The 26644-nt window shown below is 54.7% G+C and carries 29 protein-coding genes and 1 riboswitch; of the genes, 26 read left to right on the forward strand and 3 right to left on the reverse strand.

Annotation, left to right across the window (positions count from 1 at the left end; translation table 11 throughout):
* The first annotated feature begins 342 nt into the window (after nucleotides 1-342).
* A riboswitch (cobalamin riboswitch) is annotated at nucleotides 343-524 on the forward strand.
* A 99-nt stretch (nucleotides 525-623) separates the two neighbouring features.
* From E0L21_RS18510 to cobT, 16 genes are all read left to right on the forward strand, one after another.
* Complete coding sequence (locus E0L21_RS18510; protein ID WP_131412054.1) at nucleotides 624-2003, forward strand: cobyrinate a,c-diamide synthase; 1380 nt, start codon at nucleotides 624-626, stop codon at nucleotides 2001-2003.
* A complete protein-coding gene (cbiB, locus tag E0L21_RS18515) occupies nucleotides 2000-2956 on the forward strand; it encodes an adenosylcobinamide-phosphate synthase CbiB (RefSeq protein WP_131412056.1) in 957 nt (318 codons plus the stop codon). The genes E0L21_RS18510 and cbiB overlap by 4 nt, the downstream gene beginning before the upstream one ends.
* Before the next feature lie 11 nt (nucleotides 2957-2967).
* Nucleotides 2968-3600, forward strand: a complete 633-nt coding sequence (locus tag E0L21_RS18520; protein WP_131412216.1) for a cobalt-precorrin-8 methylmutase — start codon at nucleotides 2968-2970, stop codon at nucleotides 3598-3600.
* Nucleotides 3597-4736 (forward strand): cobalt-precorrin-5B (C(1))-methyltransferase CbiD, encoded by a 1140-nt coding sequence (gene cbiD, locus E0L21_RS18525; protein WP_131412058.1) that lies wholly within the window; start codon nucleotides 3597-3599, stop codon nucleotides 4734-4736. Before E0L21_RS18520 ends, cbiD begins: the two co-directional genes overlap by 4 nt.
* Nucleotides 4730-5335 carry a precorrin-6y C5,15-methyltransferase (decarboxylating) subunit CbiE gene (gene cbiE, locus E0L21_RS18530; protein ID WP_131412060.1) on the forward strand — a complete coding sequence of 202 codons (606 nt, stop codon included), beginning with the start codon at nucleotides 4730-4732 and terminating at the stop codon, nucleotides 5333-5335. Before cbiD ends, cbiE begins: the two co-directional genes overlap by 7 nt.
* Nucleotides 5325-5894: a decarboxylating cobalt-precorrin-6B (C(15))-methyltransferase gene (locus E0L21_RS18535; protein WP_131412062.1), complete on the forward strand. Its 570-nt coding sequence runs from the start codon at nucleotides 5325-5327 to the stop codon at nucleotides 5892-5894. Before cbiE ends, E0L21_RS18535 begins: the two co-directional genes overlap by 11 nt.
* Nucleotides 5887-6660, forward strand: coding sequence for a cobalt-precorrin-4 methyltransferase (locus E0L21_RS18540; protein ID WP_131412064.1), 774 nt, complete (start codon nucleotides 5887-5889; stop codon nucleotides 6658-6660). The genes E0L21_RS18535 and E0L21_RS18540 overlap by 8 nt, the downstream gene beginning before the upstream one ends.
* Nucleotides 6641-7696 carry a cobalt-precorrin 5A hydrolase gene (gene cbiG, locus E0L21_RS18545; RefSeq protein ID WP_131412066.1) on the forward strand — a complete coding sequence of 352 codons (1056 nt, stop codon included), beginning with the start codon at nucleotides 6641-6643 and terminating at the stop codon, nucleotides 7694-7696. The genes E0L21_RS18540 and cbiG overlap by 20 nt, the downstream gene beginning before the upstream one ends.
* Nucleotides 7696-8421 carry a precorrin-3B C(17)-methyltransferase gene (locus tag E0L21_RS18550; protein ID WP_131412068.1) on the forward strand — a complete coding sequence of 242 codons (726 nt, stop codon included), beginning with the start codon at nucleotides 7696-7698 and terminating at the stop codon, nucleotides 8419-8421. Before cbiG ends, E0L21_RS18550 begins: the two co-directional genes overlap by 1 nt.
* Nucleotides 8418-9203, forward strand: coding sequence for a cobalt-precorrin-6A reductase (locus E0L21_RS18555; protein WP_131412070.1), 786 nt, complete (start codon nucleotides 8418-8420; stop codon nucleotides 9201-9203). The genes E0L21_RS18550 and E0L21_RS18555 overlap by 4 nt, the downstream gene beginning before the upstream one ends.
* A gap of 10 nt (nucleotides 9204-9213) precedes the next feature.
* The gene (cbiK, locus tag E0L21_RS18560) at nucleotides 9214-10008 is read left to right on the forward strand and encodes a sirohydrochlorin cobaltochelatase (protein ID WP_131412072.1); all 795 of its coding nucleotides are present in this window, start codon (nucleotides 9214-9216) and stop codon (nucleotides 10006-10008) included.
* Nucleotides 10005-10715 (forward strand): cobalt-factor II C(20)-methyltransferase, encoded by a 711-nt coding sequence (locus tag E0L21_RS18565; RefSeq protein ID WP_131412074.1) that lies wholly within the window; start codon nucleotides 10005-10007, stop codon nucleotides 10713-10715. The genes cbiK and E0L21_RS18565 overlap by 4 nt, the downstream gene beginning before the upstream one ends.
* Before the next feature lie 189 nt (nucleotides 10716-10904).
* Nucleotides 10905-12428 carry a cobyric acid synthase gene (locus E0L21_RS18570; protein WP_131412076.1) on the forward strand — a complete coding sequence of 508 codons (1524 nt, stop codon included), beginning with the start codon at nucleotides 10905-10907 and terminating at the stop codon, nucleotides 12426-12428.
* The gene (gene cobU / locus E0L21_RS18575) at nucleotides 12422-12967 is read left to right on the forward strand and encodes a bifunctional adenosylcobinamide kinase/adenosylcobinamide-phosphate guanylyltransferase (RefSeq protein ID WP_131412078.1); all 546 of its coding nucleotides are present in this window, start codon (nucleotides 12422-12424) and stop codon (nucleotides 12965-12967) included. Before E0L21_RS18570 ends, cobU begins: the two co-directional genes overlap by 7 nt.
* Complete coding sequence (cobS, locus tag E0L21_RS18580; RefSeq protein WP_131412080.1) at nucleotides 12964-13704, forward strand: adenosylcobinamide-GDP ribazoletransferase; 741 nt, start codon at nucleotides 12964-12966, stop codon at nucleotides 13702-13704. Before cobU ends, cobS begins: the two co-directional genes overlap by 4 nt.
* A gap of 27 nt (nucleotides 13705-13731) precedes the next feature.
* Nucleotides 13732-14790, forward strand: coding sequence for a nicotinate-nucleotide--dimethylbenzimidazole phosphoribosyltransferase (cobT, locus tag E0L21_RS18585; RefSeq protein WP_131412082.1), 1059 nt, complete (start codon nucleotides 13732-13734; stop codon nucleotides 14788-14790).
* A 39-nt stretch (nucleotides 14791-14829) separates the two neighbouring features.
* Here the strand turns inward: cobT and E0L21_RS18590 are convergent, their stop codons facing one another.
* Nucleotides 14830-15141, reverse strand: coding sequence for an ArsR/SmtB family transcription factor (locus E0L21_RS18590; protein ID WP_131412084.1), 312 nt, complete (start codon nucleotides 15139-15141; stop codon nucleotides 14830-14832).
* 237 nt (nucleotides 15142-15378) lie between these two features.
* On the opposite strand from E0L21_RS18590, the gene fusA reads away from it, so the two are divergent.
* The 10 genes from fusA to E0L21_RS18640 all read left to right on the forward strand — a co-directional run bounded on the left by fusA (nucleotide 15379) and on the right by E0L21_RS18640 (nucleotide 25155).
* Nucleotides 15379-17481, forward strand: coding sequence for an elongation factor G (gene fusA / locus E0L21_RS18595; RefSeq protein ID WP_131412086.1), 2103 nt, complete (start codon nucleotides 15379-15381; stop codon nucleotides 17479-17481).
* A gap of 216 nt (nucleotides 17482-17697) precedes the next feature.
* Entirely contained in the window at nucleotides 17698-18051 is a 354-nt protein-coding gene (locus E0L21_RS18600) for a type II toxin-antitoxin system RelE/ParE family toxin (RefSeq protein WP_165501930.1), read from the forward strand.
* Between the two features lie 4 nt (nucleotides 18052-18055).
* Nucleotides 18056-18358 (forward strand): helix-turn-helix domain-containing protein, encoded by a 303-nt coding sequence (locus tag E0L21_RS18605; protein ID WP_131412090.1) that lies wholly within the window; start codon nucleotides 18056-18058, stop codon nucleotides 18356-18358.
* Nucleotides 18359-18441: 83 nt separating this feature from the next.
* Nucleotides 18442-19392 (forward strand): L,D-transpeptidase, encoded by a 951-nt coding sequence (ldtA, locus tag E0L21_RS18610; protein WP_131412218.1) that lies wholly within the window; start codon nucleotides 18442-18444, stop codon nucleotides 19390-19392.
* A 143-nt stretch (nucleotides 19393-19535) separates the two neighbouring features.
* Nucleotides 19536-20561 carry an LLM class flavin-dependent oxidoreductase gene (locus E0L21_RS18615; protein WP_131412092.1) on the forward strand — a complete coding sequence of 342 codons (1026 nt, stop codon included), beginning with the start codon at nucleotides 19536-19538 and terminating at the stop codon, nucleotides 20559-20561.
* 410 nt (nucleotides 20562-20971) lie between these two features.
* Entirely contained in the window at nucleotides 20972-22606 is a 1635-nt protein-coding gene (locus E0L21_RS18620) for a carbohydrate porin (RefSeq protein WP_170312073.1), read from the forward strand.
* Nucleotides 22607-22838: 232 nt separating this feature from the next.
* Nucleotides 22839-23420, forward strand: a complete 582-nt coding sequence (locus E0L21_RS18625) for a hypothetical protein (protein ID WP_131412094.1) — start codon at nucleotides 22839-22841, stop codon at nucleotides 23418-23420.
* A 187-nt stretch (nucleotides 23421-23607) separates the two neighbouring features.
* Nucleotides 23608-24084, forward strand: a complete 477-nt coding sequence (locus tag E0L21_RS18630; RefSeq protein WP_131412096.1) for a cold-shock protein — start codon at nucleotides 23608-23610, stop codon at nucleotides 24082-24084.
* 250 nt (nucleotides 24085-24334) lie between these two features.
* A complete protein-coding gene (locus E0L21_RS18635) occupies nucleotides 24335-24874 on the forward strand; it encodes a DUF2058 domain-containing protein (protein ID WP_131412098.1) in 540 nt (179 codons plus the stop codon).
* Between the two features lie 35 nt (nucleotides 24875-24909).
* Nucleotides 24910-25155: a DUF2543 family protein gene (locus E0L21_RS18640; protein WP_131412100.1), complete on the forward strand. Its 246-nt coding sequence runs from the start codon at nucleotides 24910-24912 to the stop codon at nucleotides 25153-25155.
* 102 nt (nucleotides 25156-25257) lie between these two features.
* Here the strand turns inward: E0L21_RS18640 and E0L21_RS18645 are convergent, their stop codons facing one another.
* Together E0L21_RS18645 and E0L21_RS18650 are read right to left on the reverse strand one after the other, a co-directional pair.
* Nucleotides 25258-25767, reverse strand: coding sequence for a hypothetical protein (locus E0L21_RS18645; protein WP_131412102.1), 510 nt, complete (start codon nucleotides 25765-25767; stop codon nucleotides 25258-25260).
* A gap of 529 nt (nucleotides 25768-26296) precedes the next feature.
* Nucleotides 26297-26632, reverse strand: a complete 336-nt coding sequence (locus E0L21_RS18650; protein WP_131412104.1) for a gamma-glutamylcyclotransferase family protein — start codon at nucleotides 26630-26632, stop codon at nucleotides 26297-26299.
* Between the last annotated feature and the right edge of the window lie 12 nt (nucleotides 26633-26644).

Consider the following 26644-nt stretch of genomic DNA (forward strand, 5'->3'; position numbering starts at 1 on the left):
CTCGCTGCACATGGTCTTTATCATTCCCAGTTGAGGATTCTCGCAGGCGCGTGATTACACATATCTTTCCGTCAGATTATGAAGAGGTTCTACCGCTATTTTGTTTACAGCCTTAGAGGATGTTTGAATGACTCATGCAGCGTTGAGTTAATTCCGACACTGAAAATCGTGACGCGAAACCTGAATAAATCAGGTGTTGATAAAAGCGGGTGAGCAATACATTGTTATAGCGCAACAAACTCGTGTTTACGCGACGATAAACTGCATCAGTTTTATTTCCCTGCGGCAATCCAGTTTGCCTCTGGGAAATGTCATGAACAAGCGAACACGGTTTTCGCGCCGTGACGCAATAAGCCAACAGGTTTTGCCGCCGCTTTTTGCGCGGCTGGGAAGGGGGCGAAAATCCCCCGCAGCCCCCGCTGCTGTGATGCTGACAACCCCGAAAACGCCACTGATCGCCAGATCGGGAAGGACGGGTGAGGATGACGCTAAGCCAGAAGACCGACCTGATGGGCCATTATCAACAACTTCGGTGGGAAGTGGGTTGCTCAGAAGCGTACGGTCGTAAGACCGGGCAAACGCGCGCCTGACTTCAGCTTTCCGCCCGTGATGGGGTATCAGGAATGTCAGACAGGCGCAGCGCCTTTCTCCTTGCCGGAACCGGTAGCGGCTGTGGTAAAACCACCGTCACGCTGGGGCTGCTTACTGTTTTTAACCGTCGCGGCTTACGTGTTCAGCCGTTCAAAGTCGGGCCGGATTACCTGGATACCGCCTGGCACAGCGCCGTTTCCGGCGTCGCCTCCCACAATCTCGACAGCTTTATGCTGCCAGAGCCAACGCTCAACGCGCTCTTTTGCGAGCATGTTTCCGCCTGCGATGTTGCCATTATTGAAGGCGTGATGGGATTGTACGACGGCTACGGCACCGACCCTGATTATTGCAGCAGCGCCGCACTGGCAAAACAGCTTGGCGTTGCGGTGATTTTGCTCGTTGACGGCAAAGCGGTGTCGACCTCCATTGCCGCAACAGTCATGGGTTTTCAGCACTTCGATCCGCAACTGCCCATTGCCGGCGTTATCGTCAACCGGGTTAATAGCGACAGCCATTTTCAGCTCCTGAAACACGCCATTGAACACTATTGCGCGCTACCGGTGCTGGGGTATGTCCCGACCGCGCCCGGCATTACGTTGCCGGAGCGTCATCTCGGTCTGGTGACCGCGCGTGAATCAGTGGTGGAAGCCCAATCGTGGCAAGATTTTGCCGGGCATCTGGAGCAAACGATTGATATTGACCAACTGCTCACGCTCAGCCAACTCACGGCGCTTCCCGCCGGGCAAATGCCGCCCTTGCCGGATGCGGCTGTAGGCGCAGGGCTGACGCTGGCATTAGCCTTTGATGAAGCCTTCAACTTTTACTACCCCGCTAATCTCGAGTTACTCGAACGTGCGGGAGTCCGCATTGTGCGCTTTAGCCCGCTGCGTGATAACCAGTTACCGGAATGCCAGATGCTGTGGCTTGGCGGTGGTTACCCGGAGCTGCATGCACGGGCATTGTCAGAAAACACGCCCATGCTGGAGGCTATCCGCGTGGCCCATCAGCGCGGTGTAGCGATCTACGCCGAGTGCGGCGGGCTGATGTATCTCGGCACCGCATTGCGTGATGCTGACGGCCACGAATGGCCGATGACGAATGTGATCCCCGGTCTTAGCGTGATGGGCAACAAACTGACCCGCTTTGGCTACTGCGAAGCCCGCGCGACGCAACAGACCTTACTGGCGGCAGCGGGTGAAACCCTGCGCGGACACGAATTTCACTATTCAGATTTCACCGCGCAAACGGCGGCGGTGCTCGACTGCCATAAAACCCGTGACGGCGAAGTGCTCAAACGTTGGCAGGCTGGCTGGCAGGTTGGCAACACCTTCGCCAGCTACCTGCATCTGCACTTCGCCCAACGCCCGCAAATGCTCAACCACTGGTTTGCTGCCGCAAGGAGCGCGCAATGACACTGCTTGCCTGGGTTGTGGCGTTTTTACTCGATCGGCTGCTGGGCGACCCGCCGCGCTGGCCGCATCCGGTGCGCTGGATTGGCGCGCTGATTAACCTGCTACAAGGCATCGTGCGGCGCTGGTGCCATAGCGATAACGCGCTGCGCATGGGCGGCGGCGTAATGTGGCTGGCGGTGGTCGGTGTGAGCTGGGGAGTGGCCTGGGGCGCGCTAGCGCTGGCAAGCGCCACTCACCCGTGGCTCGGCTGGTGTGTCGAGGTGTGGTTGATCTACACCTCGCTCGCCACCCGTTGCCTGGCGGACATGGCACGGGAAGTCGAAAAGCCGCTGCGCCAGGGGCTGCTTGCCCAGAGCCGCGAAAAACTCTCATGGATTGTCGGGCGCGATACCCGCCAGTTGCAGCCGCCGCAAATCACTCGCGCGGTGGTGGAAACGGTCGCGGAGAATACCGTCGATGGGGTGATTGCGCCGCTGTTCTTTTTGCTGCTCGGCGGCGCGCCACTGGCGATGGCCTACAAAGCCGTCAACACGCTGGATTCAATGGTCGGCTACAAACATGAAAAGTACCGCGCCATCGGCATGGTCAGCGCCCGGCTGGATGATGTCGCCAATTTTATCCCGGCACGCCTGAGCTGGTTTTTGCTGAGTATCGCAGCCTGGTGTTGTCGCCAGGATGCCCGCGCAGCATTGCGTGTGGGTTTTCGTGACCGGAACAATCACAGCAGCCCGAACTGCGCCTGGCCGGAAGGTACGGTTGCCGGTGCGCTCGGCGTGCGCCTTGGCGGGCCCAACGACTACTTCGGCGAACGCGTCGAAAAACCCTGGATCGGTGATGATACCCGCGCCATTGACGTTGATGACATCGGGCGAACCATCCAGATGATGTGGCTGGCCTCGACGTTGGCACTGGTGCTGTTTGCGCTGGTACGTTTCGTGTGGATGGGGGCCTGAGGATGAAAACGATGGATTATTTGCAGCAACCGCAGGCTATTGAAGCCAAAAGTTTTGTCATTATTAGCGACATTATCAAAGAGATGCGCCCCGATTACCGCTTTGCCAGTCCGCTGCATGAAGCGGTTATCAAACGGGTCATTCATACCACCGCCGATTTCGACTGGCTCGATATCTTATGGTTTTCCGATGATGCGCTGGCAAGCCTCTGTACCGCGATAAAACAGGGCTGCACGCTCTACACCGATACCACTATGGCGCTTTCTGGCATTAATAAAACCCTGCTGGCGCAGTTCGGCGGCGAAGCACGTTGCTATATCTCCGACCCGCGCGTGGTGCGCCGCGCCAAAGCTGACGGTATCACCCGTTCGATGGCGGCGGTCGATCTGGCGCTGGGCGAAGAGGGGGGCAAGGTGTTTGTCTTCGGCAATGCGCCCACTGCGCTGTTTCGCCTGCTTGAACATAACACCTTGGTGAACGGTGTGGTCGGTGTACCGGTTGGCTTTGTCGGCGCGGCAGAGTCGAAAGAGGCGCTGGTGGCGAGTGGCTTACCGGGTATTGCCGCACGCGGGCGCAAAGGCGGTAGCAACGTGGCGGCGGCGATCGTTAACGCGCTGCTTTACAGCCTGCGGGAGGCGCAATGAGCGAACAGGCGTTCGACGACCCGGTGTGGCACAACGGAAAAGCGCTGCGCAAAGGTTATACCACCGGCTCCTGCGCGACGGCGGCCGCGAAAGTGGCGGCGCTGATGGTGCTTCGCCAGCACCTTATCCACCAGGTATCGATTGTCACGCCGTCGGGCGTCACGCTACGCCTGTGCGTCGAATGCCCGCATGTGGAAGGTTTGCAGGGGATTGCCGCCATTCGCAAGGACGGTGGCGATGATGTTGATGCCACTCACGGCATGCTGATTTTCGCGCGCGTCACGCTTAATGATGAGGGTGAAATAACCCTGCGTGGCGGCGAAGGCGTTGGTACTGTCACCCGCAAAGGCATTGGCCTGGCTGTTGGCGAAGCGGCTATCAACCGCACGCCGCGCCAGACTATCGAAGCCGCCGTGCGCGAAGTGATTGGTCCGACGCGCGGCGCAGAGGTGGAAATTTTTGCCCCGGAAGGGGAGGAACGGGCGAAGAAAACCTACAACGGCAGGCTCGGTATTCTTGGCGGCATTTCAATTATTGGCACCACCGGCATTGTCACGCCGATGTCGGAAGAGAGCTGGAAGCGCTCGCTGGCGCTGGAGCTGGAATTAAAACGCGCCGCCGGGATGGGTCGCGTAATTCTGGTGCCCGGTAACCACGGCGAACGTTTTGTCCGCGAGTATCTGGGACTGTCCGGCGAGCAAGTGGTCACCATGAGTAACTTCGTTGGCTACATGATCGAAGAGGCGGTGCGCCTTGGTTTCCGGCATATCGTGCTGGTCGGTCATCCCGGCAAGCTGGTGAAAATCGCCGCCGGGATCTTTCACACCCACAGCCACATCGCCGACGCGCGCATGGAAACGCTGGTCGCGCACCTGGCGCTGCTCGGTGCACCGCATGCGCTCCTGCTGGCGGTGAGCGAGTGCGACACTACCGAAGCGGCAATGGAGCACATTGACGCCGCCGGTTTCAGCCACCTCTACGATCACCTGGCAACCCGTATCTGCCAGCGTATCGAGCAAATGCTGCGCTTTACGCACAATCCGCCGCAGTGCGATGCCGTGATGTTCTCCTTTGATAACAAGGTGCTGGGCGCGAATCGTCCCGTTGAGGCGATTGCCGGGGATCTCAGATGTTAACCGTCGCCGGGATGGGGCCGGGCAATCTGGCGCTAATGACGCCGCAGGCACAGGAGGCAGTAGCGCAGGCAGAGGTGCTGGTCGGTGGTCAACGCCACCTGGCGCAATTCCCCGATTTTGCCGGGGAGGTGCGGGCGCTGGATGCGGATATTCCTGCTTTGCTGGCGTGGCTGGAAGAACACGCCACGCGCAATGTGGTGGTACTGGCCTCCGGCGACCCCTTGTTTTACGGCATCGGCACACGGCTGGTGGCGCACTTCGGTATTGAACAGTTGCGCATTATTCCTGGTATCAGCGCCGCGCAGTACCTCTGTTCGCGTACCGGCATTGATATGAACGATATCTGGCTGACCAGCAGCCACGGACGCGATGTGGATTTCGATGCCCTGGCGCGCGCCACCAAGGTCGCGATGGTGACCGATGCCCGCTGCGGGCCAAAAGCCATTGCTGACGAGCTACTGGCGCGCGGGGCAGAAAATTGCTGGCTGGTGATTGGCGAAAACCTCGGTCTGGACAATGAACGTATCCACTGGCTGCGCCCTGCGGATGTAAAGGCGCATTACGAGATGAATGTGGTGGTGATCCTCAATGAAAGATGAGCTGTTTATGCGCGGCGAAAAGGTGCCGATGACCAAAGAAGCGGTGCGTGCGCTGGCGCTGTCGAAGCTGGCGCTGCACTGCGCCAGCCACCTGATTGATATCGGCGCGGGTACCGGCAGCGTGAGCATTGAAGCGGCGCTGGCGTACCCGCAACTGCAGATCACGGCGATTGAACGCAACCCCGCAGCGCTCGGGCTGCTGGAAGAGAATTGCCAGCGCTTTGCTTGTCGCAATATCACCCTGATTTCCGGCGTTGCGCCGCTGTTTGTCGAGCAGCCTGCGGATGCGGTGTTTATGGGCGGCAGCGGCGGTAATCTGACGCAACTTATCGACTGGTCGTTGGCGCAGCTTAACCCCGGCGGGCGGCTGGTCATGACATTTATCCTGCAGGAAAACTTAAGCGCTGCGCTGGCGCACCTGGCGAATTGCCCTGTCGCTGAGCTGGATTGCCAGCAACTTCAGGTTTCACTGCTGACCCCGCTTGGCAGCGGTCACTACTTCAAACCGCATAATCCCGTTTTTATGATTTCCTGTGCAAAGGAGCAACATCATGGCTGACAACACGGACGCACGAACAGTCTGGTTTGTGGGTGCAGGTCCAGGCGATAAGGAGCTAATCACGCTAAAAGGGTATCGCCTGTTGCAACAGGCGCAGGTGGTGATTTACGCCGGTTCGCTCATCAATACCGAACTGCTGGAATACTGCCCGCCTGACGCAGAGTGCCACGACAGCGCCGAGCTGCACCTTGAGCAAATCATCGATTTAATGGAAGCCGGTGTGAACGCCGGAAAAGTGGTGGTACGTCTGCAAACTGGCGACGTTTCGCTGTATGGATCGGTGCGCGAACAGGGGGAGGTATTAACTCAACGAGGCATTCACTGGCAGGTCGTACCCGGCGTCAGTGCGTTTCTGGGCGCGGCGGCGGAACTGGGGGTTGAGTACACCGTACCGGACGTGTCGCAAAGCCTGATTATCACCCGCCTCGAAGGGCGCACGCCGGTGCCGGAGCGCGAACAGCTGGAAGCATTTGCCAGCCATCAGACCTCGATGGCGATTTACCTCTCGGTACAACGCATTCACCGCGTGGCGGAACGTTTAATCGAAGGCGGCTACCCGCCGACCACGCCCGTCGCAGTTATTTATAAAGCGACCTGGCCGGAGAGCCAAACGGTGCGCGGCACGCTGGCGGATATTGCTGACAAAGTGCGCGCTGCCGGGATCCGCAAAACCGCGCTGATCCTCGTCGGTGCATTTCTGGGCGACGAGTTCCACTACTCCCGGCTTTACGCAGCGGATTTTAGCCATGAATACCGTAAAGCCTGAATCGATAGCGCTGTTTTGCCTGACGCCGGGCGGCGTGGCGCTGGCGGCGCGTCTGCAATCTGCACTGTCGATGACCTGTTTTACCAGCGAAGAATTGCTTACGGAGGGATTTCAGCCCTTCGACGGCGGTTTTGCGCAGACGCTGCGCGAGGCGTTTTGTACCTGTTCGTCGGTGATTTTTATCGGTGCAACGGGCATTGCCGTGCGCGTTATCGCCCCGCTGGTGAATGACAAATTTAACGATCCAGCGGTGATCGTCATTGATGAGCGCGGGCAGCATGTTATTAGCCTGCTTTCCGGGCATTGCGGCGGTGCGAATGCACTGGCGCGTTACCTGGCGGGTGTGCTGAACGCCGATCCGGTGATCACCACAGCGACAGACGTGAACGATCTGGCGGCGCTCGACATGCTGGCAAGCCAGTTGGATGCGCGGATGCAGGATTTTCGTCCGGCGGTAAAGCGCGTCAATCAGATGCTGGTCAGCGGTAAACGCGTTGGCCTGTGGTGTGAAGCGGCGATGCGCGAGGACGTGGCGCGTTGCGATACGCGCGGTTTTATCGCAGTGGATCGCCTCGATGCGTTACCGGAACTGGATGGTGTCGTGTGTGTAACCACGCAAGCGGCGCTGCCAGCACTGCCTTTGCCCGTTTTCAAACTGGTGCCGAAACGCATCGTGGTGGGGATAGGTTGTCGGCGTGACACGCCGTTTGCGCTGCTCTCGGCGCTGTTGCTGCGTCAGTTGCAGGCGAATGCCATCGACCCGCTGGCGCTGCGCGCGATTGGCAGCATCACCTTAAAGCAGGATGAAAAAGGGCTGATCCAACTTGCACAAAGTTTGGGCGTGCTGTTTGAGGTTTTCAGCGCTGATGCATTGCGGCAACACGAACACCATTTTCCCGCCTCGGAATTTGTTCGCCAAACCGCTGGGGTTGGGAGCGTCTCCGGACCGGCGGCATGGCTGATGAGCCACGGGCAACTGATTGGCGAAACCCTGCGCGAGCAGGGCGTGACTATTACTTTGGGAGTTTCACACTGATGTTAACGGTAATCGGGATTGGCCCCGGCTCACAGGCAATGATGACCATGGAAGCCGTTGAAGCGCTGCAGGCGGCGGAAATTGTGGTGGGTTACAAAACCTATACCCATCTGGTGAAAGCCTTTACCGGTGATAAACAGGTGATCAAAACCGGCATGTGTAAAGAGATCGAACGCTGTCAGGCGGCGATTGAGCTGGCGCAGGCAGGACATAACGTGGCGTTGATCAGCAGCGGTGACGCCGGGATCTACGGCATGGCCGGGCTGGTGCTTGAGCTGGTGAGTAAACAGCAACTGGATGTCGAAGTCCGGCTGGTGCCGGGCATGACCGCCAGCATCGCCGCAGCGGCGCTGCTCGGCGCGCCGCTGATGCATGATTTTTGCCATATCAGTTTAAGCGACCTGATGACGCCGTGGTCGGTGATTGAAAAGCGCATTGTCGCGGCGGGTGAGGCGGATTTTGTCATTTGCTTCTACAACCCGCGCAGCCGGGGTCGCGAAGGTCATCTGGCGCGCGCGTTTGAACTGCTAGCGGCCAGTAAATGCGCCGACACGCCGGTGGGCGTGGTGAAATCTGCCGGGCGCAAGAAAGAGGAAAAATGGCTGACCACGCTCGGCGAGATGGATTTTGAACCCGTCGATATGACCAGCCTGGTGATTGTTGGCAATCGCGCCACCTATGTGCAAAACGGCCTGATGATCACACCCAGGGGCTACACCCTGTGACCGCTGGTGAAGTATTGGTTATTGGCGGCACCAGTGATGCGCGCCAGATCTGCCAGCAACTGGATGAAGCTGGAGTGCATTACACGCTGTCGGTGGCAACACCGACCGGGCAACAACTGGCGGGAAATATTCGCGGTCAGGTACGCTGTGGGCGGCTGGAGATAAGCGATATGGTCGCGTGGCTGCAACACAATGGTACGCGCTGGGTGATTGATGCTTCGCACCCATATGCCGATGTGGTCAGCCGTAATATCGCCGTTGCCTGTGAGCAGGCGCAGGTATTGCTCAGCCGCTATCAGCGCCCGGAGCAGTTACCGGATTTGACCCATCCGCTGCTGTTTTATGTCGCCTCGCTGGAAGACGCCTGTGACAAAGCCCGCGAACTGGGCGCGCGTATTTTGCTGACCACCGGCAGTAAAGATCTGGCGCGCTGGCGCGAGGGTTTGCCGGGGAAAACATTGCTGGCACGCGTGCTCCCCGTGCCAGACGTGGTGGCGCAATGCGCGCAACTGGGTTTTGGTGTTGGTGATATTTTCGCCCTCTGCGGCCCGTTCAGCGCGGAGTTTAACGCTGCGTTTTACCACCAGTACCGGGTAGAGGTGATGATCACCAAAGCCTCCGGTGCAGAAGGCGGTTATCTGGAAAAAGTACAGCCTGCGCTGGATGCCAGCATTCCGTGCATTGTCATTGCCCGCCCGCAACCTGCGGTGAGCGGAGATGAGTTACTCAACAGTCAGGATGCCTTCGCCGGACGGTTGCGGCGCTGGCTGGCGGCACAGTGAGGAGAGAAAAGTGAAAAAAGCCCTTCTGGTGGTGAGCTTTGGCACCAGCTATCACGACACTTGTGAAAAGAATATTGTGGCCTGCGAGCGTGAGCTGGCGGCCAGTTGCCCGGATCGCACCCTGTTTCGCGCCTTCACCTCCGGCATGATTATTCGCAAGCTGAAGCAGCGCGATAACCTGCACATCGATACCCCGCTGGACGCGCTGAAAAAGCTGGCGGAACAGGGTTATCAGGATGTGGCGATCCAGTCTTTGCACATTATCAACGGTGATGAGTACGAAAAAATTGTTCACGAAGTGCAAACCTTGCGCCCGCTGTTTAAACGGCTGGTGATTGGTGCGCCGCTACTCAGCAGCCATGAAGATTACCTGCATCTGATGCAGGCGCTTTCACGTCAGATGCCGATGGTTGCTCCGGACGAACGCGTGGTGTTTATGGGCCATGGCGCCAGCCACCATGCCTTTGCAGCGTATGCCTGCCTTGACCATATGATGGCGGCGCATCGCTTCCCGGCGCGCGTCGGCGCGGTAGAAAGCTACCCGGAAATTGACGTGGTGATCGACAGTTTGCGCCATGAAGGGGTAAAAGCCGTACACCTGATGCCGCTGATGCTGGTGGCAGGCGATCACGCGATTAATGATATGGCATCGGATGATAACGATTCGTGGAAAACGCAGTTTGAACGTGCCGGTATTGCTGCCACGCCGTGGCTACAAGGGCTGGGTGAAAACGCCGATATCCGCGCGATGTTTGTCCAGCATTTGCAGCAGGCGCTTGAACAAGCGCTGGAGGTGGCGGCATGAGTGGAAAACTCTACGCATTAAGCACCGGCCCTGGCGCTGCGGATCTTATCACTGTGCGCGGTGCGCGTATTCTCAGCCAGCTTGATGTGCTGTATGCCCCGGCCGGGCGCAAAGGGGGCGACAGCCTTGCGCTGTCGATTGTCCGTGAGTATCTCGGCGAACAGACCGAAGTGCGCTGCTGCCACTTTCCGATGAGCGCTGACAGCGCAGAAAAAGAGGCGGTGTGGGATGAAGTCGCCGCTGCGCTGGACACCGAAGTGCAGGCTGGCAAGCAAGTCGGTTTTATTACGCTTGGCGACGCCATGCTGTTCAGCACCTGGGTGTTTTTGCTGCAACGCTTACAACACCCACAAACACTGGAAATTGTTCCCGGTGTCACTTCGTTTGCCGCCATTGCTGCGCGAGCGCAAATACCGCTGGCGATGGAGCAACAATCGCTTGCGGTGGTCTCCTGCACTGCGCCGGAAAGCGACATCCGCCAGGCATTATTGCAACACGACAATCTGGTGCTGATGAAAGTCTATGGCCGTTTCGCGCGCATCAAAGTGCTGCTTGCTGAGGCGGATTTACTCGACCATGCGCTGATGATGGCGGAAGCCACGCTGCCGGGAGAGCAGTGCTGGCGGCAGCTCAGCGAGGTGAGCGACGATCAGCCGCTGCCCTATTTTTCGACCATTCTGGTGAATAAGCATTGGGAGAAGACATAACCGCACCGCGTTGTGCGAGAGCTAACGGTGTTCATCCGTGAGGGTGAGTGGAGAGGCAATCATCGTGTTATCGTCCGCCAGGGCATTGCGTTACGCTACACGGCTTGTGGCGAGTAAAACGGCACGGCGGGCAGGAGTGCCGCTGTGCAAACGTGCCCGTATGCGGGCGACGCAGGTTAAGGAGATGTCATGACGCAGGCCATTATGCTGCAAGGCACCGCATCGGACGTGGGTAAAAGCGTGCTGGTGGCGGGGCTGTGCCGTATTTTTCATCAGGATGGGCTAAAAACCGCGCCGTTTAAATCACAGAATATGGCGCTCAACTCCGGTATCACTGCGGACGGTGAGGAGATGGGACGCGCGCAAATATTTCAGGCTGAAGCGGCGGGTATTGTGCCGGATGTGCGCATGAATCCGGTGCTGCTTAAACCGACCAGCGATCGCAAAGCACAAGTGGTGCTGATGGGTAAAGTCGCGACCGATATGGACGCCGTGAGTTACCACGAATATAAACCGCGACTGCGCGAGCAGATTATCCGCGTTTACCAGAGCCTGGCGCAGGAGTACGACGCGCTGGTGCTGGAGGGTGCCGGCAGCCCGGCGGAGATCAATCTGCGCGACCGGGATATCGTCAATATGGGCATGGCGGAGATGGCCGGTTGCCCGGTAATTCTGGTTGCCGATATTGACAGAGGCGGTGTTTTTGCCGCGATTTACGGCACGCTGGCGCTGTTGCAGGAACATGAACGCTGGCGCGTGAAAGGGGTGATCATCAATAAGTTTCGCGGCGATGTCGCGCTGCTCACCCCGGGAATTAAGCAGATTGAAGCGTTGACTGGCGTACCGGTGATTGGCGTGATGCCGTGGCTGGAGGTCGACCTTGAAGATGAAGACGGCGTGGCGTTACAGCGCGGAAAATACTTGCGCACCGGCGAGCGGGCACTGGATATCGCCGTGGTGCAACTCCCGCATATTTCTAATTTCACCGATTTCAACGCGCTTGCCGCTCAGCCGGATGTACGCGTTCATTACGTGCGCGCGCCGGACGAACTGCACCGCGCCGATCTGGTTATCCTCCCCGGCAGTAAAAACACCCTGGGCGATCTCAACTGGCTGCGTGAAAGCGGGCTGGCAAAAGCAGTGCTGGAACGCCACCGTGCGAATGTGCCGATTATCGGCGTCTGTGGCGGGTATCAAATGCTTGGCGAAACCATTATTGATGAGGTGGAGTCCGGGCTGGGTCAACAGCCAGGGCTGGGGCTACTGGAGACGGTGACGCGTTTTGCGCATGACAAAACCACCACGCGTGTTGAGGCGGTGTTGCCAGAATCGCTACCCGGCTGGCTGGCCCCGTGCGCCGGACTAACGCTGCGCGGCTATGAGATTCATATGGGCGAAACCACGCGCGGCAGTAGTTGCCAGCCGGCGGTGTGGCTACAAAAAGCGGGACAGCGCGTGGCAGACGGTGCAGTCAGCCGTGACGGTTTGGTGTTCGGCACGTACCTGCATGGTTTGTTTGATAGCGACGCGTTCACGCGCACATTACTTAACGGGCTGCGCCAGCGCAAAGGGCTGCCGCCGCTGGATGCGCGCGTTGATTATGCACAGTACAAAGCGCAGCAGTTTGATATTCTTGCCGACGCCATGCGTCAGCATGTGGACATTGATCGTATTTATCAAATTATGCAGCAACATCAGGAGCAAGCATGTTAACCCTTGTTACCGGCGGTGCGCGCAGCGGCAAAAGCCGCCATGCCGAATCGCTGGTCGCGAATGCAAAAACAGTGCTCTATATCGCCACTTCACAAATCTTTGATGACGAAATGGCGGCGCGTATTGAGCACCATCGGGCGGGACGCCCCCAACACTGGCGCACCGAAGAGCGCTGGCAGCAGTTGTCAGCCGTCATTACTCCGCATAACGATCCCGATGAAGCGATAGTGCTGGAATGCATTACGACACTTGTCACCAATCTGCTGTTTGCTTCTGGCGTGGGCGACGACCCGGATAAGTGGGATTACGCCGCGCTGGAAGCGCAGGTTCAACAGGAGATTGAGCAATTGATTGCAGCCTGTGCGGCGTGCCCGTCACCGGTGGTGCTGGTGACCAATGAAGTGGGGATGGGCATTGTGCCGGAAAACCGCCTGGCGCGGCATTTTCGCGATATCGCCGGGCGTGTCAATCAACGGTTGGCGCAGGCGGCGGATCATGTCTGGCTGGTGGTGTCCGGGATTGGAGTCAAAATCAAATGATCAAATTGTTCTTCGCCACGCTCTCTTTTATCAGCCGATTACCCGTGCCTGGCCGCTGTGTACGGGGGCTGGATGTCGCGGATTACGTGCGCGGTATAGTGACGTTTCCGCTGGTCGGGCTGTTGCTCGGGGCGCTCAGTGGTAGTGTCGTGCTGGTGGTGCAACACTGGTGCGGCGTGCCGCTGGCGGCACTTTTTGGCGTGCTGGCGCTGGCATTGTTAACCGGTGGTTTTCATCTGGATGGCCTAGCGGACACCTGCGACGGTGTCTTTTCCGCACGGCGGCGCGAACGGATGCTGGAGATCATGCGTGACAGCCGACTTGGCACCCACGGCGGTCTGGCGCTGGTGTTTGTGCTGGTTGCCAAAATTCTGGTTATCAGCGAGCTGCAACTGCGCGGTGTCAGCATGATTGCCGCACTGGCGATGGCCTGCGCCGCCGGGCGCGGCTGCTCGGTATTACTGATGTTCGGCCATCGCTATGCCCGCGAAGAGGGGCTGGGCAACCTGTTTATCGGCAAAGTTTCGGGCAGAGACACGCTGGTCACGCTGACAATCACTGGGTTACTGGCGATTGCCATATTGGGTATGAAAGGGATTATTGCGCTGCTGGTGACGCTGGCGGCGATCTTCTTGCTGGGACACCTGCTTAAACGCACGCTGGGCGGGCAAACCGGCGATACGCTGGGCGCAGCGATTGAACTTGGCGAACTGGTATTTCTTCTGGCGCTGCTCTGAACAGCCCGCAACATAACGAGAAACAACATGCAGACGTTGACGACACTATTGGCAAGTATCCCGGCCCCCGATGACGTAGCGATGGCGCAGGCGCAGCGTCATCTGGATGGTTTACTGAAGCCGGTTGGCAGCCTTGGCCGACTGGAAGCATTAGCGGTGCAACTGGCGGGAATGCCGGGGTTAAACGGCAAGCCGCAAAGTGGTGAGAAAGCCATTGTGGTGCTGTGCGCCGATCATGGCGTCTGGCATGAAGGCGTGGCGGTATCGCCGCAGGTGGTCACCGCGATTCAGGCGGCGAACATGACGCAGGCGACGACGGGCGTTTGCGTACTGGCCGCGCAGGCTGGTGCGAAAGTGTATGTGCTGGATGTTGGTATTGACGCCGATCCGATCCTCGGTCTTGTGAGTATGAAAGTCGCGCGCGGCAGCGGCAATATTGCCACCGGTCCGGCGATGAGCTCGCAGCAAGCCGAAGCGTTGCTACTGGAAACGATGCGCTACACCCGTGAACTGGCGGCGCAAGGCGTGAAAGTGTTCGGCGTCGGTGAATTGGGCATGGCGAACACCACACCGGCGGCGGCGATTGTCAGCGTACTGACCGGCGAAAAACCTGAACATGTGGTCGGTATTGGCGCAAATTTGCCGGAAAGCCTACTCGCGCATAAAGCGCAGGTGGTGCGTAAAGCGATTGCCGTCAACCAGCCCAATCCCGCTGATGGTCTTGAGGTGCTGGCAAAAGTTGGCGGTTACGATTTACTGGGAATGACCGGGGTAATGCTGGGTGCCGCCTCGTGTGGTTTACCGGTGGTGCTGGACGGTTTCCTTTCTTACGCATCGGCGCTGGCGGCGTGCCGCATTGCGCCGCAGGTCAAACCCTATTTGATTCCTTCGCATCTGTCGGCGGAAAAAGGCGCGCGCATTGCACTGGAACATTTAGGGCTGGAACCCTATCTCAACATGGGAATGCGATTAGGTGAAGGGAGCGGCGCGGCGCTGGCGATGCAACTGGTGGATGCCGCGTGTGCAATCTACAACAATATGGGCACACTGGCGGCGAGCAATATTGTGCTGCCGGAAACGAAATAACGATGCCTTTTGCCGGGTGGCGCTTCGCCTTGCCCGGCATTACCCTTCTTTCTGCATCGCCTGCAACAGCGTATCCAGCAATCCCGGAAAGCAGGCGTCGAGATCTTCGCGGCGCAGGGAGATCATATTTTCCCGTCCCTGCGGGCGTTGCCAGACCACACCGCTATCACGTAGTACCCGCCAGTGGTGCGTCATGGTTGATTTCGCCACGTCTTCCGGGCGCAGGGCGTTACAGCTCAGTTCGCTGCCGTCGGCAAGCCGCTTGATCATCGCCAGGCGCAGGGGATTGCCAAGGGCAAAGAGTACATTTTCAAGGCGAAATTGCGCACGTTCGGGATGGTTAGCGATCATAATATTCCTGTGTCGGCGGTTGCTGTGCTGGAAAAGCAGCAGCCCGTATCGGCGGCTGGGCCGGTACTATACGCAAACTGCTTTGCGAAAGCCACGAGGTCAATCGTGGCTCAACCAATCGTAAGAATAGCAAAAATAGTTCGAATATACTCGTACAGTTGTACTATTATAGACGCCGTGAATGAATAGCGGCCAATTCCGGTCGCGAACGAACAGTCAAATGACTAAGGACGCATCATGCCCCGACCCATCCCCCTCGAACGTTATCGCAACATCGGTATCTCCGCGCATATCGATGCCGGTAAAACAACCACCACTGAGCGCATCCTGTTTTACACCGGGATGAGCCACAAACTGGGTGAAGTACACGATGGCGCGGCAACCACCGACTGGATGGCGCAGGAGCAAGAGCGCGGTATTACCATTACGTCTGCGGCGGTAAGTTGCTTCTGGCCTGGCATGGACAGAGGTTTTGAGCCGCACCGCATCAACATTATCGACACCCCCGGGCACGTGGATTTCACCATTGAGGTGGAACGTTCCATGCGCGTGCTCGACGGCGCGGTAATGGTGTATGACTCCGTGGGTGGCGTGCAGCCGCAGTCGGAAACCGTGTGGCGTCAGGCCAATAAATACCACGTGCCGCGTCTCGCCTTCGTCAACAAGATGGATCGCCCCGGCGCGGATTTTTTCCGCGTGGTGCAGATGATGATCGACCGCCTGAAAGCCAACCCGGTGCCGATTGTGATCCCGATCGGCGCGGAAGAGCATTTCACCGGCGTGGTGGATTTGATCAAAATGCGCGAAATCATCTGGGATGACACGACGCAAGGGATGAGCTTTAGCTATGGCCCGGTACCGGATGATCTGCTGGCAACGGCGCAAGAGTGGCGCGAGAAAATGATCTCTGCGGCGGCGGAAGCCAGCGATGAGCTGATGGATAAATATCTGGAAACCGGCTCGCTGGACGAAGCGGAAATCATTGCCGGGCTGCGCAAACGCACTGTCGCGGGTGAAATTCAGCCGATGCTATGCGGCAGCGCCTTCAAAAACAAAGGTGTGCAGCGCATGCTCGATGCTGTGGTGGAGCTGATGCCGTCGCCGCTGGATATTCCGGCCATTCAGGGCGTGGATGAAAAAGGCCAACCGGCAGAGCGCCATCCCACTGATGACGAACCGTTCTCGGCGCTGGCGTTCAAACTGATGACTGACCCGTATGTTGGCCAGCTTACCTTTATCCGCGTCTATTCCGGCGTGCTGAAAAAAGGCGATGCGGTTTACAACCCGGTGAAAGGCAAGAAAGAGCGCATTGGGCGTATTGTGCAGATGCATGCCAACGATCGCCACGAGGTGGATGAGCTGCGCGCCGGTGATATTGCCGCCTGTGTTGGCCTGAAAGATGTCACGACCGGCGACACGTTATGCGACCCGGATAAAGTGATCACCCTGGAGCGCATGGAGTTCCCTGAGCCGGTGATTTCGCTCGCGATTGAGCCGAAAACCAAAGCGGATCAGGAAAAAATGGGCATCGCGTTGCAGCGGCTGGCGTCGGAAGACCCATCATTCCGCCTGCATACTGACGAGGAATCCGGGCAGACGATTATTTCCGGGATGGGCGAGTTGCATCTGGAAATTATTGTCGACCGCATGAAACGTGAGTTTGGCGTGGAAGCCAATATTGGTCGCCCGCAGGTTACCTATCGTGAAACCTTGCGTAAAACCGTGAAGGATATCGAAGGTAAATTTGTGCGCCAGTCCGGTGGTAAAGGGCAGTATGGTCATGTGGTACTGACGCTTGAACCGCTGAAACCGGGTAGTGGCTTTGTATTTGAAGACGCGACCAAAGGCGGCGTGGTGCCGCGCGAGTACATTCCTTCAGTGGAAAAAGGCCTGCGCGAAGCGATGAACAACGGCGTGCTGGCGGGTTACCCGGTGGTCGATGTGAAAGCAACCCTGACATTTGGTTCCTATCACGATGTTGACTCCTCGGAAATGGCCTTCCGCATGGCAGCAATCTTTGGCTTCAAAGAGGGCGCACGCAAAGCGGATCCGGCAATCCTTGAGCCGATCATGCATGTTGAAGTGGAAACGCCGGAAGAGTACGCCGGGAACATTATGGGCGATCTCTCCTCCCGTCGCGGGATGGTGCAGGGCATGGAAGAGCGCTTTGGTAGCCAGATTATCCGCGCCGACGTGCCGCTGGCTGAGATGTTCGGCTACTCCACCACGCTGCGCTCCATGTCGCAAGGCCGCGCGACCTACAGCATGGAGTTCCACCACTATGCGGAAGCGCCGCGCAACGTGGCGGATGATATCATCGCCAGCCGCGTAAAAGCATAACGCATACGCTGTTACAGCAAACCCCGCCTCGGCGGGGTTTTTTCTTGTATGAAGCCGGGTCGCAAAACCAATGCAACGTTGCATTTTGTTTTTGATATCCAGGAATCACTCTTCCAATGCTGCACATCCTCGCATGCATGCACTCACCGAACACCGCATTATTTGAATATAGAATTGGATCTATATAGTTTTTGATCTATATTAATGAGGTGTGCTGTGTGGCAGATAACAATGACGCAGACGTTTGAACGCTGGTTTGATGCATTGGATGACAAAGATCGCACCCGTGTGCTGGCGGCACTGATGGTGCTTCGGGCTAAAGGTCCGCAGTTACCAAGGCCTTACGCGGATACGGTAAAAGGCTCGCGTTATAACAATATGAAGGAGCTACGTATACAAAGCCGGGGCGATCCGTTTCGGGTTTTCTATGCTTTTGATCCGCAGCGCGTGGGCATATTGCTTTGTGCAGGTAACAAGGCGAGCGATGAAAAACGCTTTTATGATGTGATGATCCAGCTTGCAGATCGGGAGCTAACGCGCCATCTGCACAAAATTAAAATCAAGGAGTAGCACGATGAGCAAAACGCTGGAACAGCTAATTGCCGAACAAAAGGCCGATGTTGTCACCGCTGCGCAGTCACTCGCGCAGGAGATGCTGCTCAACATCCACCTTGCCGAACTGCGTGAGCGGGTACAAAAAACGCAGAACGAGATGGCGCAGGAACTCGGTTTGAAGCAGCCAACGGTGGCAGTGATGGAAAAGCAAGGGCGCGATATTAAACTTTCCACGCTGAAGCGCTATGTGGAAGCGACAGGCAGCAAGCTACGTATTGATATTGAGCTGCCGGATGGCTCGCACTATGGCTTTGCGCTGTGAAGCGATCACGTGCTGTAAAAAAGAGAAAACCCGCAAAGCAAACTATGATTAGCAAACACCCGTTGCGCCCCGAGGAAGAGATGATGCGCTGCGTTAAACTGCTTTGTTGTTGTGTTGCTTTATTCTGCGCTCAGGATGCGCAGGCCGTGAGCTATCCACTGCCGCCGGAAGGTAGCCGTCTGGTCGGAAACCCGCAAACTATTACCATTGCGCAGGGAAATACGTTACCGCTGGAAGCGTTTGCTGCGAAGTACGGACAAGGGCTGAGTAATATGCTTGAAGCCAATCCGGATGCCGATCCTTTTTTACCTAAAGCCGGTTCACAACTGGTCATTCCACAGCAGGTGATCCTGCCCGCTACCGTCCGCGAAGGCATTGTGATTAACGTTGCGGAAATGCGCCTCTACTATTACCCCAAAGATTCGAATACGGTCGAGATCTTACCGATTGGCATCGGCCAGGCCGGACGAGAAACACCGCGCAATTGGGTTACTGCGGTGGAGCGCAAGCAGGAAGGTCCAACCTGGACTCCCACGGCGAATACCCGAAAAGCGTACGAGAAAGAGGGGAAAAATCTCCCCGCGTTTGTACCCGCCGGGCCGGATAACCCGATGGGGCTTTATGCTATTTATATCGGGAAGCTGTATGCCATTCACGGCACGAATGCCAATTTTGGCATTGGGCTGCGCGTCAGTCAGGGTTGCATCCGTTTGCGCAGCGACGACATCAAATACCTGTTCGACAATGTACCTGTGGGAACGCGGGTGCAGATTATCGACCAGCCGGTCAAAATAACCACCGAGCCGGATGGCAGCAGTTGGGTGGAAGTGCACGAGCCGCTATCCCGCAATCGCGCCGAATTTGAGTCCAGCAACAAAGTGCCGCTGCCTGCCACCCCGGTGCTACATGCGCTGATGAAAGGCGAAGGCATTGATGCTAACCGTGCAACCCAGGAACTGGAGCGCCGTTCCGGTATGCCGGTAAATATTAGCGTGGCTGGTGTGAATACCCCGATTGATAAACAACCGCTATAGAATGGTTAATCAATTAATTTGAATCATTAGGTTAAACAATCGGTATTTATTCTTCGCATGGAGTGCGTAGAGTAGGGCAATCTTGGGCGGGAAACGACACTCCGTCTGCTGATTACCTCTCTGAACAGAAGGACAACAACGCCATGAAGAAGATCGGATTTTTGTCATTTGGTCACTGGACACCTTCGCCGCAATCCGCGACGCGTTCGGCGGCTGATACGCTGCTGCAATCTATCGATCTGGCGGTTGCCGCTGAAGAACTCGGTGCGGACGGCGCGTATTTTCGTGTCCACCACTTTGCCCGTCAGCTCAGTTCACCCTTCCCGCTGTTGGCTGCTATTGGTGCCAAAACGCACAAAATAGAGATTGGCACCGGCGTTATTGATATGCGCTATGAAAACCCGCTGTATATGGCAGAAGATGCCGGTGCGGCGGATTTGATTTCTGGCGGGCGTTTGCAACTGGGTATCAGCCGGGGTTCACCGGAACAAGTTATTGATGGCTGGCGCTATTTTGGCTATCAGCCGGCGGAAGGCGAAACCGATGCGGATATGGCGCGCCATCATACGGAAACGTTTCTGGATGTGCTGCGCGGAGAAGGGTTTGCGAAACCTAACCCGCAACCGATGTTCCCGAACCCGCCTGGGTTGCTGCGCCCGGAACCCTGGTCTGAAGGTTTGCGCGAACGCATCTGGTGGGGCGCAGGCTCGAATGCGACAGCGGTTTGGGCGGCGAAACTGGGGATGAATCTGCAAAGCTCGACGCTGAAAGATGATGAAACCGGCGAACCGTTCCATATCCAGCAGGCGCAGCAGATTCGTGCCTACCGTGAAGCCTGGAAAGCGGCAGGACACCTGCGCACACCGCGCGTTTCTGTCAGTCGCAGTATCTTTGCGCTGATGAACGATCGTGATCGGGCTTACTTTGGTGGCAGCCGTGACGATAGCGATAAAATCGGCTTCCTTGATGAGAAAACTCGCGCTGTTTTTGGCCGCAGCTACGCCGCAGAACCGGATAAATTGATCGAACAGTTGAAAAAGGATGAAGCCATTGCTGAAGCGGATACGCTACTGCTGACAGTGCCGAATCAATTGGGCGTGGATTATAATGCGCATGTGATTGAGTCGATTCTTAAGCATGTGGCACCTGAGATGGGCTGGCGTGATTGATTTGAAACTCTGCGCGAGTTCACAAATTAACGTCGCAATGTATTACGAGACTTGTCAGTGAATTAAAAGCCAGTATTCTGTGGCAAGACAAGTTGGATTGTAACTGTATTCGTTATTACCCGATGCGGGCAAAACCTGAATCATTTTCTGAGCGTAACAGCGCCGGAAAGCGATTCAGGTTTTTTTTGCTTGCTTAATGGCGGCAAACAATTTTTAGGGGATAAACAGTCATCCTGATGGCGGATTTGTTATGCAAAAAATTTAAGCGGTAACACCGCTGTAAAATAACCGGTGCGGGCATCGCACTGGCGATGAAAAAATAATGAATAACCGGATACGAATTCAATGTGTCAGGCGGAATTTTATTGCTCAAAAAAACTCAGTCACCTTACTTTATCGGGGCTTTACTTATGGAAAAAAAGATAATAAATAAAAAATACCAGTTGAAATGGATTGTCGTGTTAATCACCTCGGCGATTATCTCTAATAGTGCGATAGCCGCAAAATTAACCGTTGAACAACGGCTGGAATTACTGGAGAGACAACTCGCGGAAAACCAGCAGGAATTAAAAGCCACGAAACAAGAACTACTGCAATATAAAAAATATGTTGATAAAGAGTCGCAGAGTAGTGCTTCAGGCATCGTGGCAAATAACAGCATTAAAAGTGTCGATAAAACACCGACTACCCTATCAACACATGTGGTTCCTGCTAGTGCGACGAAAGTCACTGGCGCAACGCCCGCGCAGGACGTGACGCTGGCGGATATCAGTAAATATGTGAAAAACGATATCGGTTTTGAATATTCAGGCTATTTTCGTTCTGGTTGGTCAACCGGTACGCGTGGCGCGCCAAAATCTTATGCGATAGGGTCTTTGGGCCGTTTTGGACAGGAAAACAGCGCCTGGTTTGATCTGCAATTATCGCAGAAGGTTTACGATTCTGGCGGTAAAGTGGCGAAAGCGGTTGTGATGCTGGATGGCAACGTCGGCCAGCAATATAACGCAGGCTGGTTTGACAGCACCTCGGAAAACGTATTGCAGTTCTCCGATATCTATCTGACAACGAAAGGTTTTCTGCCATTCGCCCCTGACGCCGATTTTTGGGTAGGCAAGCATAACTTGCCGGTGTACGAAATCCAGATGCTGGACTGGAAAAGCCATCGCACCAATGCGGGTTCTGGTTTGGGGATTGAGAACTGGCAGCTTGGTCCGGGTAAGCTGAATATCGCGGTAACACGAGAAGATGTTAAAGCTCACGCGGTGGATTACACTACTTCAGGTTATTCTCAACAGGTAAACGCCAATAGCGCGGAAGTGCGTTATAAAGAAATTCCCTTGTGGGAGAAAGCCACGCTGGAGGTCTTTGGTCGTTATGCCATGCCGAACGAAACCGATGATAATCATAAAAACGAGAATGACGGCAGTTATTACAGCGTGAAAGACGCCTGGCATGCCGGGCTTATCCTACGGCAGAATTTTAACAGCGGGGGATTTAATGAGCTGACACTGCAGGGAGCGGATAATTCGATCGCCAGTGGCTTTGCGCTTATTTCTGACTCGAACCCGACCTATGGTTATAACGATCAATACTATGGCGAGCACACCAACGGTAAAGCATTTCGCGTTGTTTCACAGGGCGAGAATTACTTGTTCCCGGATGTCATTATGGCGCACGCTTTGGTTTATGCACACGGCAATGATATTTACGACTATAACACCGGTGCGCATACTGATTTTAATTCCGTACGTGCCGTCGTTCGCCCAGCCTATATCTGGGATAGCTTTAACCAAACCGGTGTAGAGCTTGCCTGGTTCGATCAAAAAAATAAAGCAGGTGGGGATGAATTTCATGAGTCAGGCTATAAAACCACGCTTTATCACGCCCTGAAGGTGGACACCAGTTTATTGACCTCGCGCCCGGAAATTCGTTTCTACGGAACATACCTAAAAGTGAAGGATAACGGCATTAGTCAGTTTGAATTCGCCGATGCGAAAAGCGACCAATTTACTGTCGGTGTGCAGGCAGAAGTGTGGTGGAAATAATCGGTCGCTAAAACATGAGACCTGTACAATGATTTGAACCCATCATTCACGCGGGTATGAATCACCTGAGTTTGGCCGTGTGCCAGACTCAGTTTTTTATGCCTTTCAGATTCTTCCTGGTAGTATATTTTCACCGCCCCCCTTTTTTTGGTAGCTAAATGTATTTTCTATCATTTTGCTTAAAGAGCATAATTGTGCCGAAATGCAGGATTAATACTTACTGGGGATATAAATGCACAGAGTGTTAACGCTATTGCTGTCGGTTTTACTTGCCGGGTGCATCAGTTCCCCGCAAAAAACGCAATATAACGCAGAATACGCGAACCGCCAGGATATCCGGGCGCATGACACCTACCGCTTCATGACGAAACCTGTCAAAGCCAGTGGGGAAAAATATTGGGGCGCAGGGGACTTAGCCCAACTTTTCTATGTTATTGATGATAAAGCGGTAGTGGTTGAGTTACGCTTTAACTATCCGGCGAAGTCAATGCAGGTCACAGCACGCGACGCGCAAAACAATGTGTTGCGTGAGAGAACGTTCATCCTGCTGGATGAATCAGCGAGTAAGCCGGCTGACACGGATATGAGCTACTTTTATCTGGCAAAAGAGGGTGAGTTATTCACTAAGTCCCGAAATTGCACCCCCGATATGAGTGCGGGTTGCCGATGGTGGAACTATAAACTGTTTATTACTCACAACGCAGACCTGGCGGTGCAATATGAGCACGGTGCGGCGGGTTTAGCTTTTTTAGTTTTCCCTATGTACGATGTCAGCCAAAACCTTGAGATTTTCCCGAAAGCGACGGGAGGCTGAACCTGGCTGCCGTTAAAAGTATAACCTTCCGATTGTGCGGCTCTTTTATCAAGCGCCGCACTCCGCTTTGCAGTGCAGAAATTTATCACCAACACTTAAGCCAAAGACGTAGTCGGCGCAGGCATTGTGTTTTACACTGCGCGCAGCAAAAACAGAGCAAATGAACGATTAAGTAGGTGGTAAGGCGATGAACGGAAAGATCACAACCTGGTTTAAAGATAAAGGTTTTGGATTTATCAAAGATGAAAACGGGGAAAACCGTTACTTTCATGTGATTAAGGTCGCCAACCCTGAGTTGATAAAAAAAGATGCGGCGGTAACTTTCGAACCCACGACAAACAACAAAGGGTTGTCTGCTTATGCAGTGAAAGTGGTGCCGGAAAGCAAATACATTTTTATCGCAGGTGAACGAATTAAGCTCACTTCGATCAAATCTTATCTGGTGTACAGCGAGGAAGTTTCTGCCGATACCCGCATCGATAAAGAGAATGCGGTGCTGTCTGTTGGCGCGCTGATGGGGAGTATAAGGCCGAAATCGGATACTAAGCCTGGTGAAATGCGCTCGCTAAAAAAACTGGCAATCACCACCTTTCAGGGAACGACCTTCATCTTTTCTGAAGACGAGATAGACGTGGATGCAACGGTCAAGCTGCTTAAAGTCTAAAAGCAGAGTGGTTTGCTGCCGAAACCGGCGTTTTTATAAACCCTGTTTCGGCATCGTTTACTGTGCGCCATGGTATCCACTTTTCTGCTCAATCTGGCCCGCCAGGGCAAAGCTTTCGCGCCATGGTGTATGTGGAATGGCGAGCGCAATGTCTGCTCTTCGCGGGTAATGAGTAGATTCCGCAATCTGGTCTCCTGGCAGCAATTACAGCTATAATCCGACACATTGTTCAACCGGTTTACAGACGAAAATGACAAAACTCACCTTACAAGAGCAGATGCTCAAAGCGGGATTAGTAACCAGTAAGAAAATGGCCAAAGTCCAACGCACTGCCAAAAAATCACGCGTCCAGGCTCGTGAGGCAAGAGAGGCAGTGGAAGAAAATAAAAAAGCACAGCTTGAGCGCGATAAGCAGTTAAATGAGCAACAAAAACAAGCTGCGTTATCAAAAGAATATAAAGCGCAGGTGAAACAACTTATTGAAATGAACAGGATCACTATTGCCAAAGGCAATATTGATTTTAATTTCACCGATAATAAGTTAATTAAAAAAATAGCGGTGGATAAAAATACACAGGCACAACTGATCAGTGGCCGCCTTGCGATTGCTCGTTTAGTTGTGGATGCCAATGGTGAGAGTGAATACGCGATTATTCCTGCAGTCGTAGCCGATAAAATCGCCCAGCGGGATGCGAACAGTATTGTATTAAACAGTGCGCTCAGTCAGGAAGCGCAAGATGAAGATGATCCATATGCCGATTTTAAAGTGCCCGATGATTTGATGTGGTAATAACCACTGTACAATATCTACCTCTGGGGGGATTTATGAATAACGAAGTACCGCTTAAATTTTATGACATCGTGGATGAGTATTCGACGGAAACCGAAAAAACGGTAAAAGAATCAGAACGTGATGCGCTGGCACACTATTTCCAACTGCTGATTACCCGTTTGATGAATAACGAAGAAATCAGCGAAGAGGCGCAGCAAGAGATGGCTAATGAAGCGGGTATCGACGCGCTTCGTATTGATGAGATTGCGACGTTTCTGAATCAGTGGGGCAACGAGTAAGTAACCTCTATTACTGTGATTTCCGAAAGCACGAAAGTGCATTTTTTATGTCCGCTCACAGCTGGAAGCGGACATCGCAAACATCCCCGAACGTGGAAAACATTAGTAGAGGATATTTGCCATCGCTTTGTACCGTTCGGGTAACGCACTGTTTAGCGCCAGGACTTTTTCAAGAATAGAGAATGTCGGTGTCCCTTTAGCACATTCGCAATCGACAATCGCGGAACGTATTGTTGCCGCCGCCGAAGAGATGTTGTTGAAATAGTCCTCTGATTCCGCGGTTTGTAATTCGCCTGAAACAGCGTAGCGGACAATTGGCCAGTCTGTAAAATCAATTAATGGGAACGCTTCTTTCTCGGGTGATATGTTGGCTAGCAACATCTCTTCTGCTTTTTTGGCATCTGTTTGTGCAGTTGAAAGTAGCTGTAAGCGATATTTCATTTTTGACAGAATATCGGCATTTGCTTTTTTTGACGAGAATGCCGCAATAAAGGCGGATAACTCATCATCAGGCGGGTTGTGATCATAATGCGTTTTTTTCTGTTCTTCTGAGAGAGGTGTGGTGTTATTTGATGCGATCTGAATGAGATAATTTAAAATTTCTAACGTCATTTGATTGGCCTTATAATTTCTCTTGTCGCGATCTGCGTGCGCGGAAGTAAAAATGGTGATGACAGCTTTTTATTGCTGTTAATAAAGCCCCGAATTAAAAATAACTCATAGCATGCGATAATATATCAGGTTCTTTATATAAACGTTTTTAAAAACGTCCATCAGATCCTATTTCATATTTAAATAGCGTCGCTCAACCAGGCTTACAATATGAGTATCATTGATGGTGTGTCGTTTGAAAAACGAAAAATAGTGCTGCCTGGTGTGAGTTCAACTCAACATGGCTAACCACAATGGGGCTTCCTCTGCTGACGAGCGACTGCCCCTGCGAGAGGTGATACCACCGGTATTCCACTGTTTTGTTTTCATCAACTACGTCCCGGTGTTTCGTAAGCCGCAAGCATTTTGTGGCTTAACGGTTAACGAGGCAGAAGCGCCTCAAAAGGAGGGCTTAGCTCACCACGATAGCGCAGCAGACTAGCCCCAATCATGAGGCATTGTGCGATAAGAACCGTTAGTCACCGCGCTGCTATGCCTTATTTTGCGGCTGCAGTTGATAAATCCATGCCGTCACTTGCTTGCCATCGAGCGTCTTCACATCCACCTGAACACGATCGTAGCCCGCTTCAAATTCGTCCAGCATCGGCCAATGCCCCGCCAGGTTAGTGGACAAAAACAGATAACCATCAATCCGGGGGCCATCTTTATCCAGCACAAGGCCTGGGTAATCAGCGGCGGCTCCCCAGCCAAATTCGTAAAACGTTCCCGTAACGTAACCCGGTACCCACTCTCCACCGATATTTTCCAGAATATAAGCATTCGCATGGCTGGGGCGAAGTGTACCGTAAACAAATAATGATTCCATTTTTCCTCATTA

The organism is Kosakonia quasisacchari (assembly GCF_004331415.1).
Lineage (GTDB): Bacteria > Pseudomonadota > Gammaproteobacteria > Enterobacterales > Enterobacteriaceae > Kosakonia > Kosakonia quasisacchari.

Excerpts from the sequence above, each read along its gene's own strand:
- cbiD (WP_131412058.1), top strand. The coding sequence starts at position 3,597 with ATGAGCGAACAGGCGTTCGACGACCCGGTGTGGCACAACGGAAAAGCG.
- E0L21_RS18630 (WP_131412096.1), top strand. The coding sequence starts at position 23,608 with ATGAACGGAAAGATCACAACCTGGTTTAAAGATAAAGGTTTTGGATTT.
- E0L21_RS18535 (WP_131412062.1), top strand. The coding sequence starts at position 5,325 with ATGAAAGATGAGCTGTTTATGCGCGGCGAAAAGGTGCCGATGACCAAA.
- E0L21_RS18590 (WP_131412084.1), bottom strand. The coding sequence starts at position 15,141 with ATGATCGCTAACCATCCCGAACGTGCGCAATTTCGCCTTGAAAATGTA.
- E0L21_RS18510 (WP_131412054.1), top strand. The coding sequence starts at position 624 with ATGTCAGACAGGCGCAGCGCCTTTCTCCTTGCCGGAACCGGTAGCGGC.
- E0L21_RS18570 (WP_131412076.1), top strand. The coding sequence starts at position 10,905 with ATGACGCAGGCCATTATGCTGCAAGGCACCGCATCGGACGTGGGTAAA.
- cbiG (WP_131412066.1), top strand. The coding sequence starts at position 6,641 with ATGAATACCGTAAAGCCTGAATCGATAGCGCTGTTTTGCCTGACGCCG.
- E0L21_RS18650 (WP_131412104.1), bottom strand. The coding sequence starts at position 26,632 with ATGGAATCATTATTTGTTTACGGTACACTTCGCCCCAGCCATGCGAAT.
- cobS (WP_131412080.1), top strand. The coding sequence starts at position 12,964 with ATGATCAAATTGTTCTTCGCCACGCTCTCTTTTATCAGCCGATTACCC.
- E0L21_RS18625 (WP_131412094.1), top strand. The coding sequence starts at position 22,839 with ATGCACAGAGTGTTAACGCTATTGCTGTCGGTTTTACTTGCCGGGTGC.
- cobU (WP_131412078.1), top strand. The coding sequence starts at position 12,422 with ATGTTAACCCTTGTTACCGGCGGTGCGCGCAGCGGCAAAAGCCGCCAT.
- E0L21_RS18550 (WP_131412068.1), top strand. The coding sequence starts at position 7,696 with ATGTTAACGGTAATCGGGATTGGCCCCGGCTCACAGGCAATGATGACC.
- E0L21_RS18620 (WP_170312073.1), top strand. The coding sequence starts at position 20,972 with ATGGAAAAAAAGATAATAAATAAAAAATACCAGTTGAAATGGATTGTC.
- E0L21_RS18615 (WP_131412092.1), top strand. The coding sequence starts at position 19,536 with ATGAAGAAGATCGGATTTTTGTCATTTGGTCACTGGACACCTTCGCCG.
- E0L21_RS18520 (WP_131412216.1), top strand. The coding sequence starts at position 2,968 with ATGGATTATTTGCAGCAACCGCAGGCTATTGAAGCCAAAAGTTTTGTC.
- E0L21_RS18645 (WP_131412102.1), bottom strand. The coding sequence starts at position 25,767 with ATGACGTTAGAAATTTTAAATTATCTCATTCAGATCGCATCAAATAAC.
- E0L21_RS18605 (WP_131412090.1), top strand. The coding sequence starts at position 18,056 with ATGAGCAAAACGCTGGAACAGCTAATTGCCGAACAAAAGGCCGATGTT.
- E0L21_RS18640 (WP_131412100.1), top strand. The coding sequence starts at position 24,910 with ATGAATAACGAAGTACCGCTTAAATTTTATGACATCGTGGATGAGTAT.
- cbiE (WP_131412060.1), top strand. The coding sequence starts at position 4,730 with ATGTTAACCGTCGCCGGGATGGGGCCGGGCAATCTGGCGCTAATGACG.
- ldtA (WP_131412218.1), top strand. The coding sequence starts at position 18,442 with ATGCGCTGCGTTAAACTGCTTTGTTGTTGTGTTGCTTTATTCTGCGCT.
- E0L21_RS18540 (WP_131412064.1), top strand. The coding sequence starts at position 5,887 with ATGGCTGACAACACGGACGCACGAACAGTCTGGTTTGTGGGTGCAGGT.
- E0L21_RS18565 (WP_131412074.1), top strand. The coding sequence starts at position 10,005 with ATGAGTGGAAAACTCTACGCATTAAGCACCGGCCCTGGCGCTGCGGAT.
- E0L21_RS18635 (WP_131412098.1), top strand. The coding sequence starts at position 24,335 with ATGACAAAACTCACCTTACAAGAGCAGATGCTCAAAGCGGGATTAGTA.
- cbiB (WP_131412056.1), top strand. The coding sequence starts at position 2,000 with ATGACACTGCTTGCCTGGGTTGTGGCGTTTTTACTCGATCGGCTGCTG.
- fusA (WP_131412086.1), top strand. The coding sequence starts at position 15,379 with ATGCCCCGACCCATCCCCCTCGAACGTTATCGCAACATCGGTATCTCC.
- cobT (WP_131412082.1), top strand. The coding sequence starts at position 13,732 with ATGCAGACGTTGACGACACTATTGGCAAGTATCCCGGCCCCCGATGAC.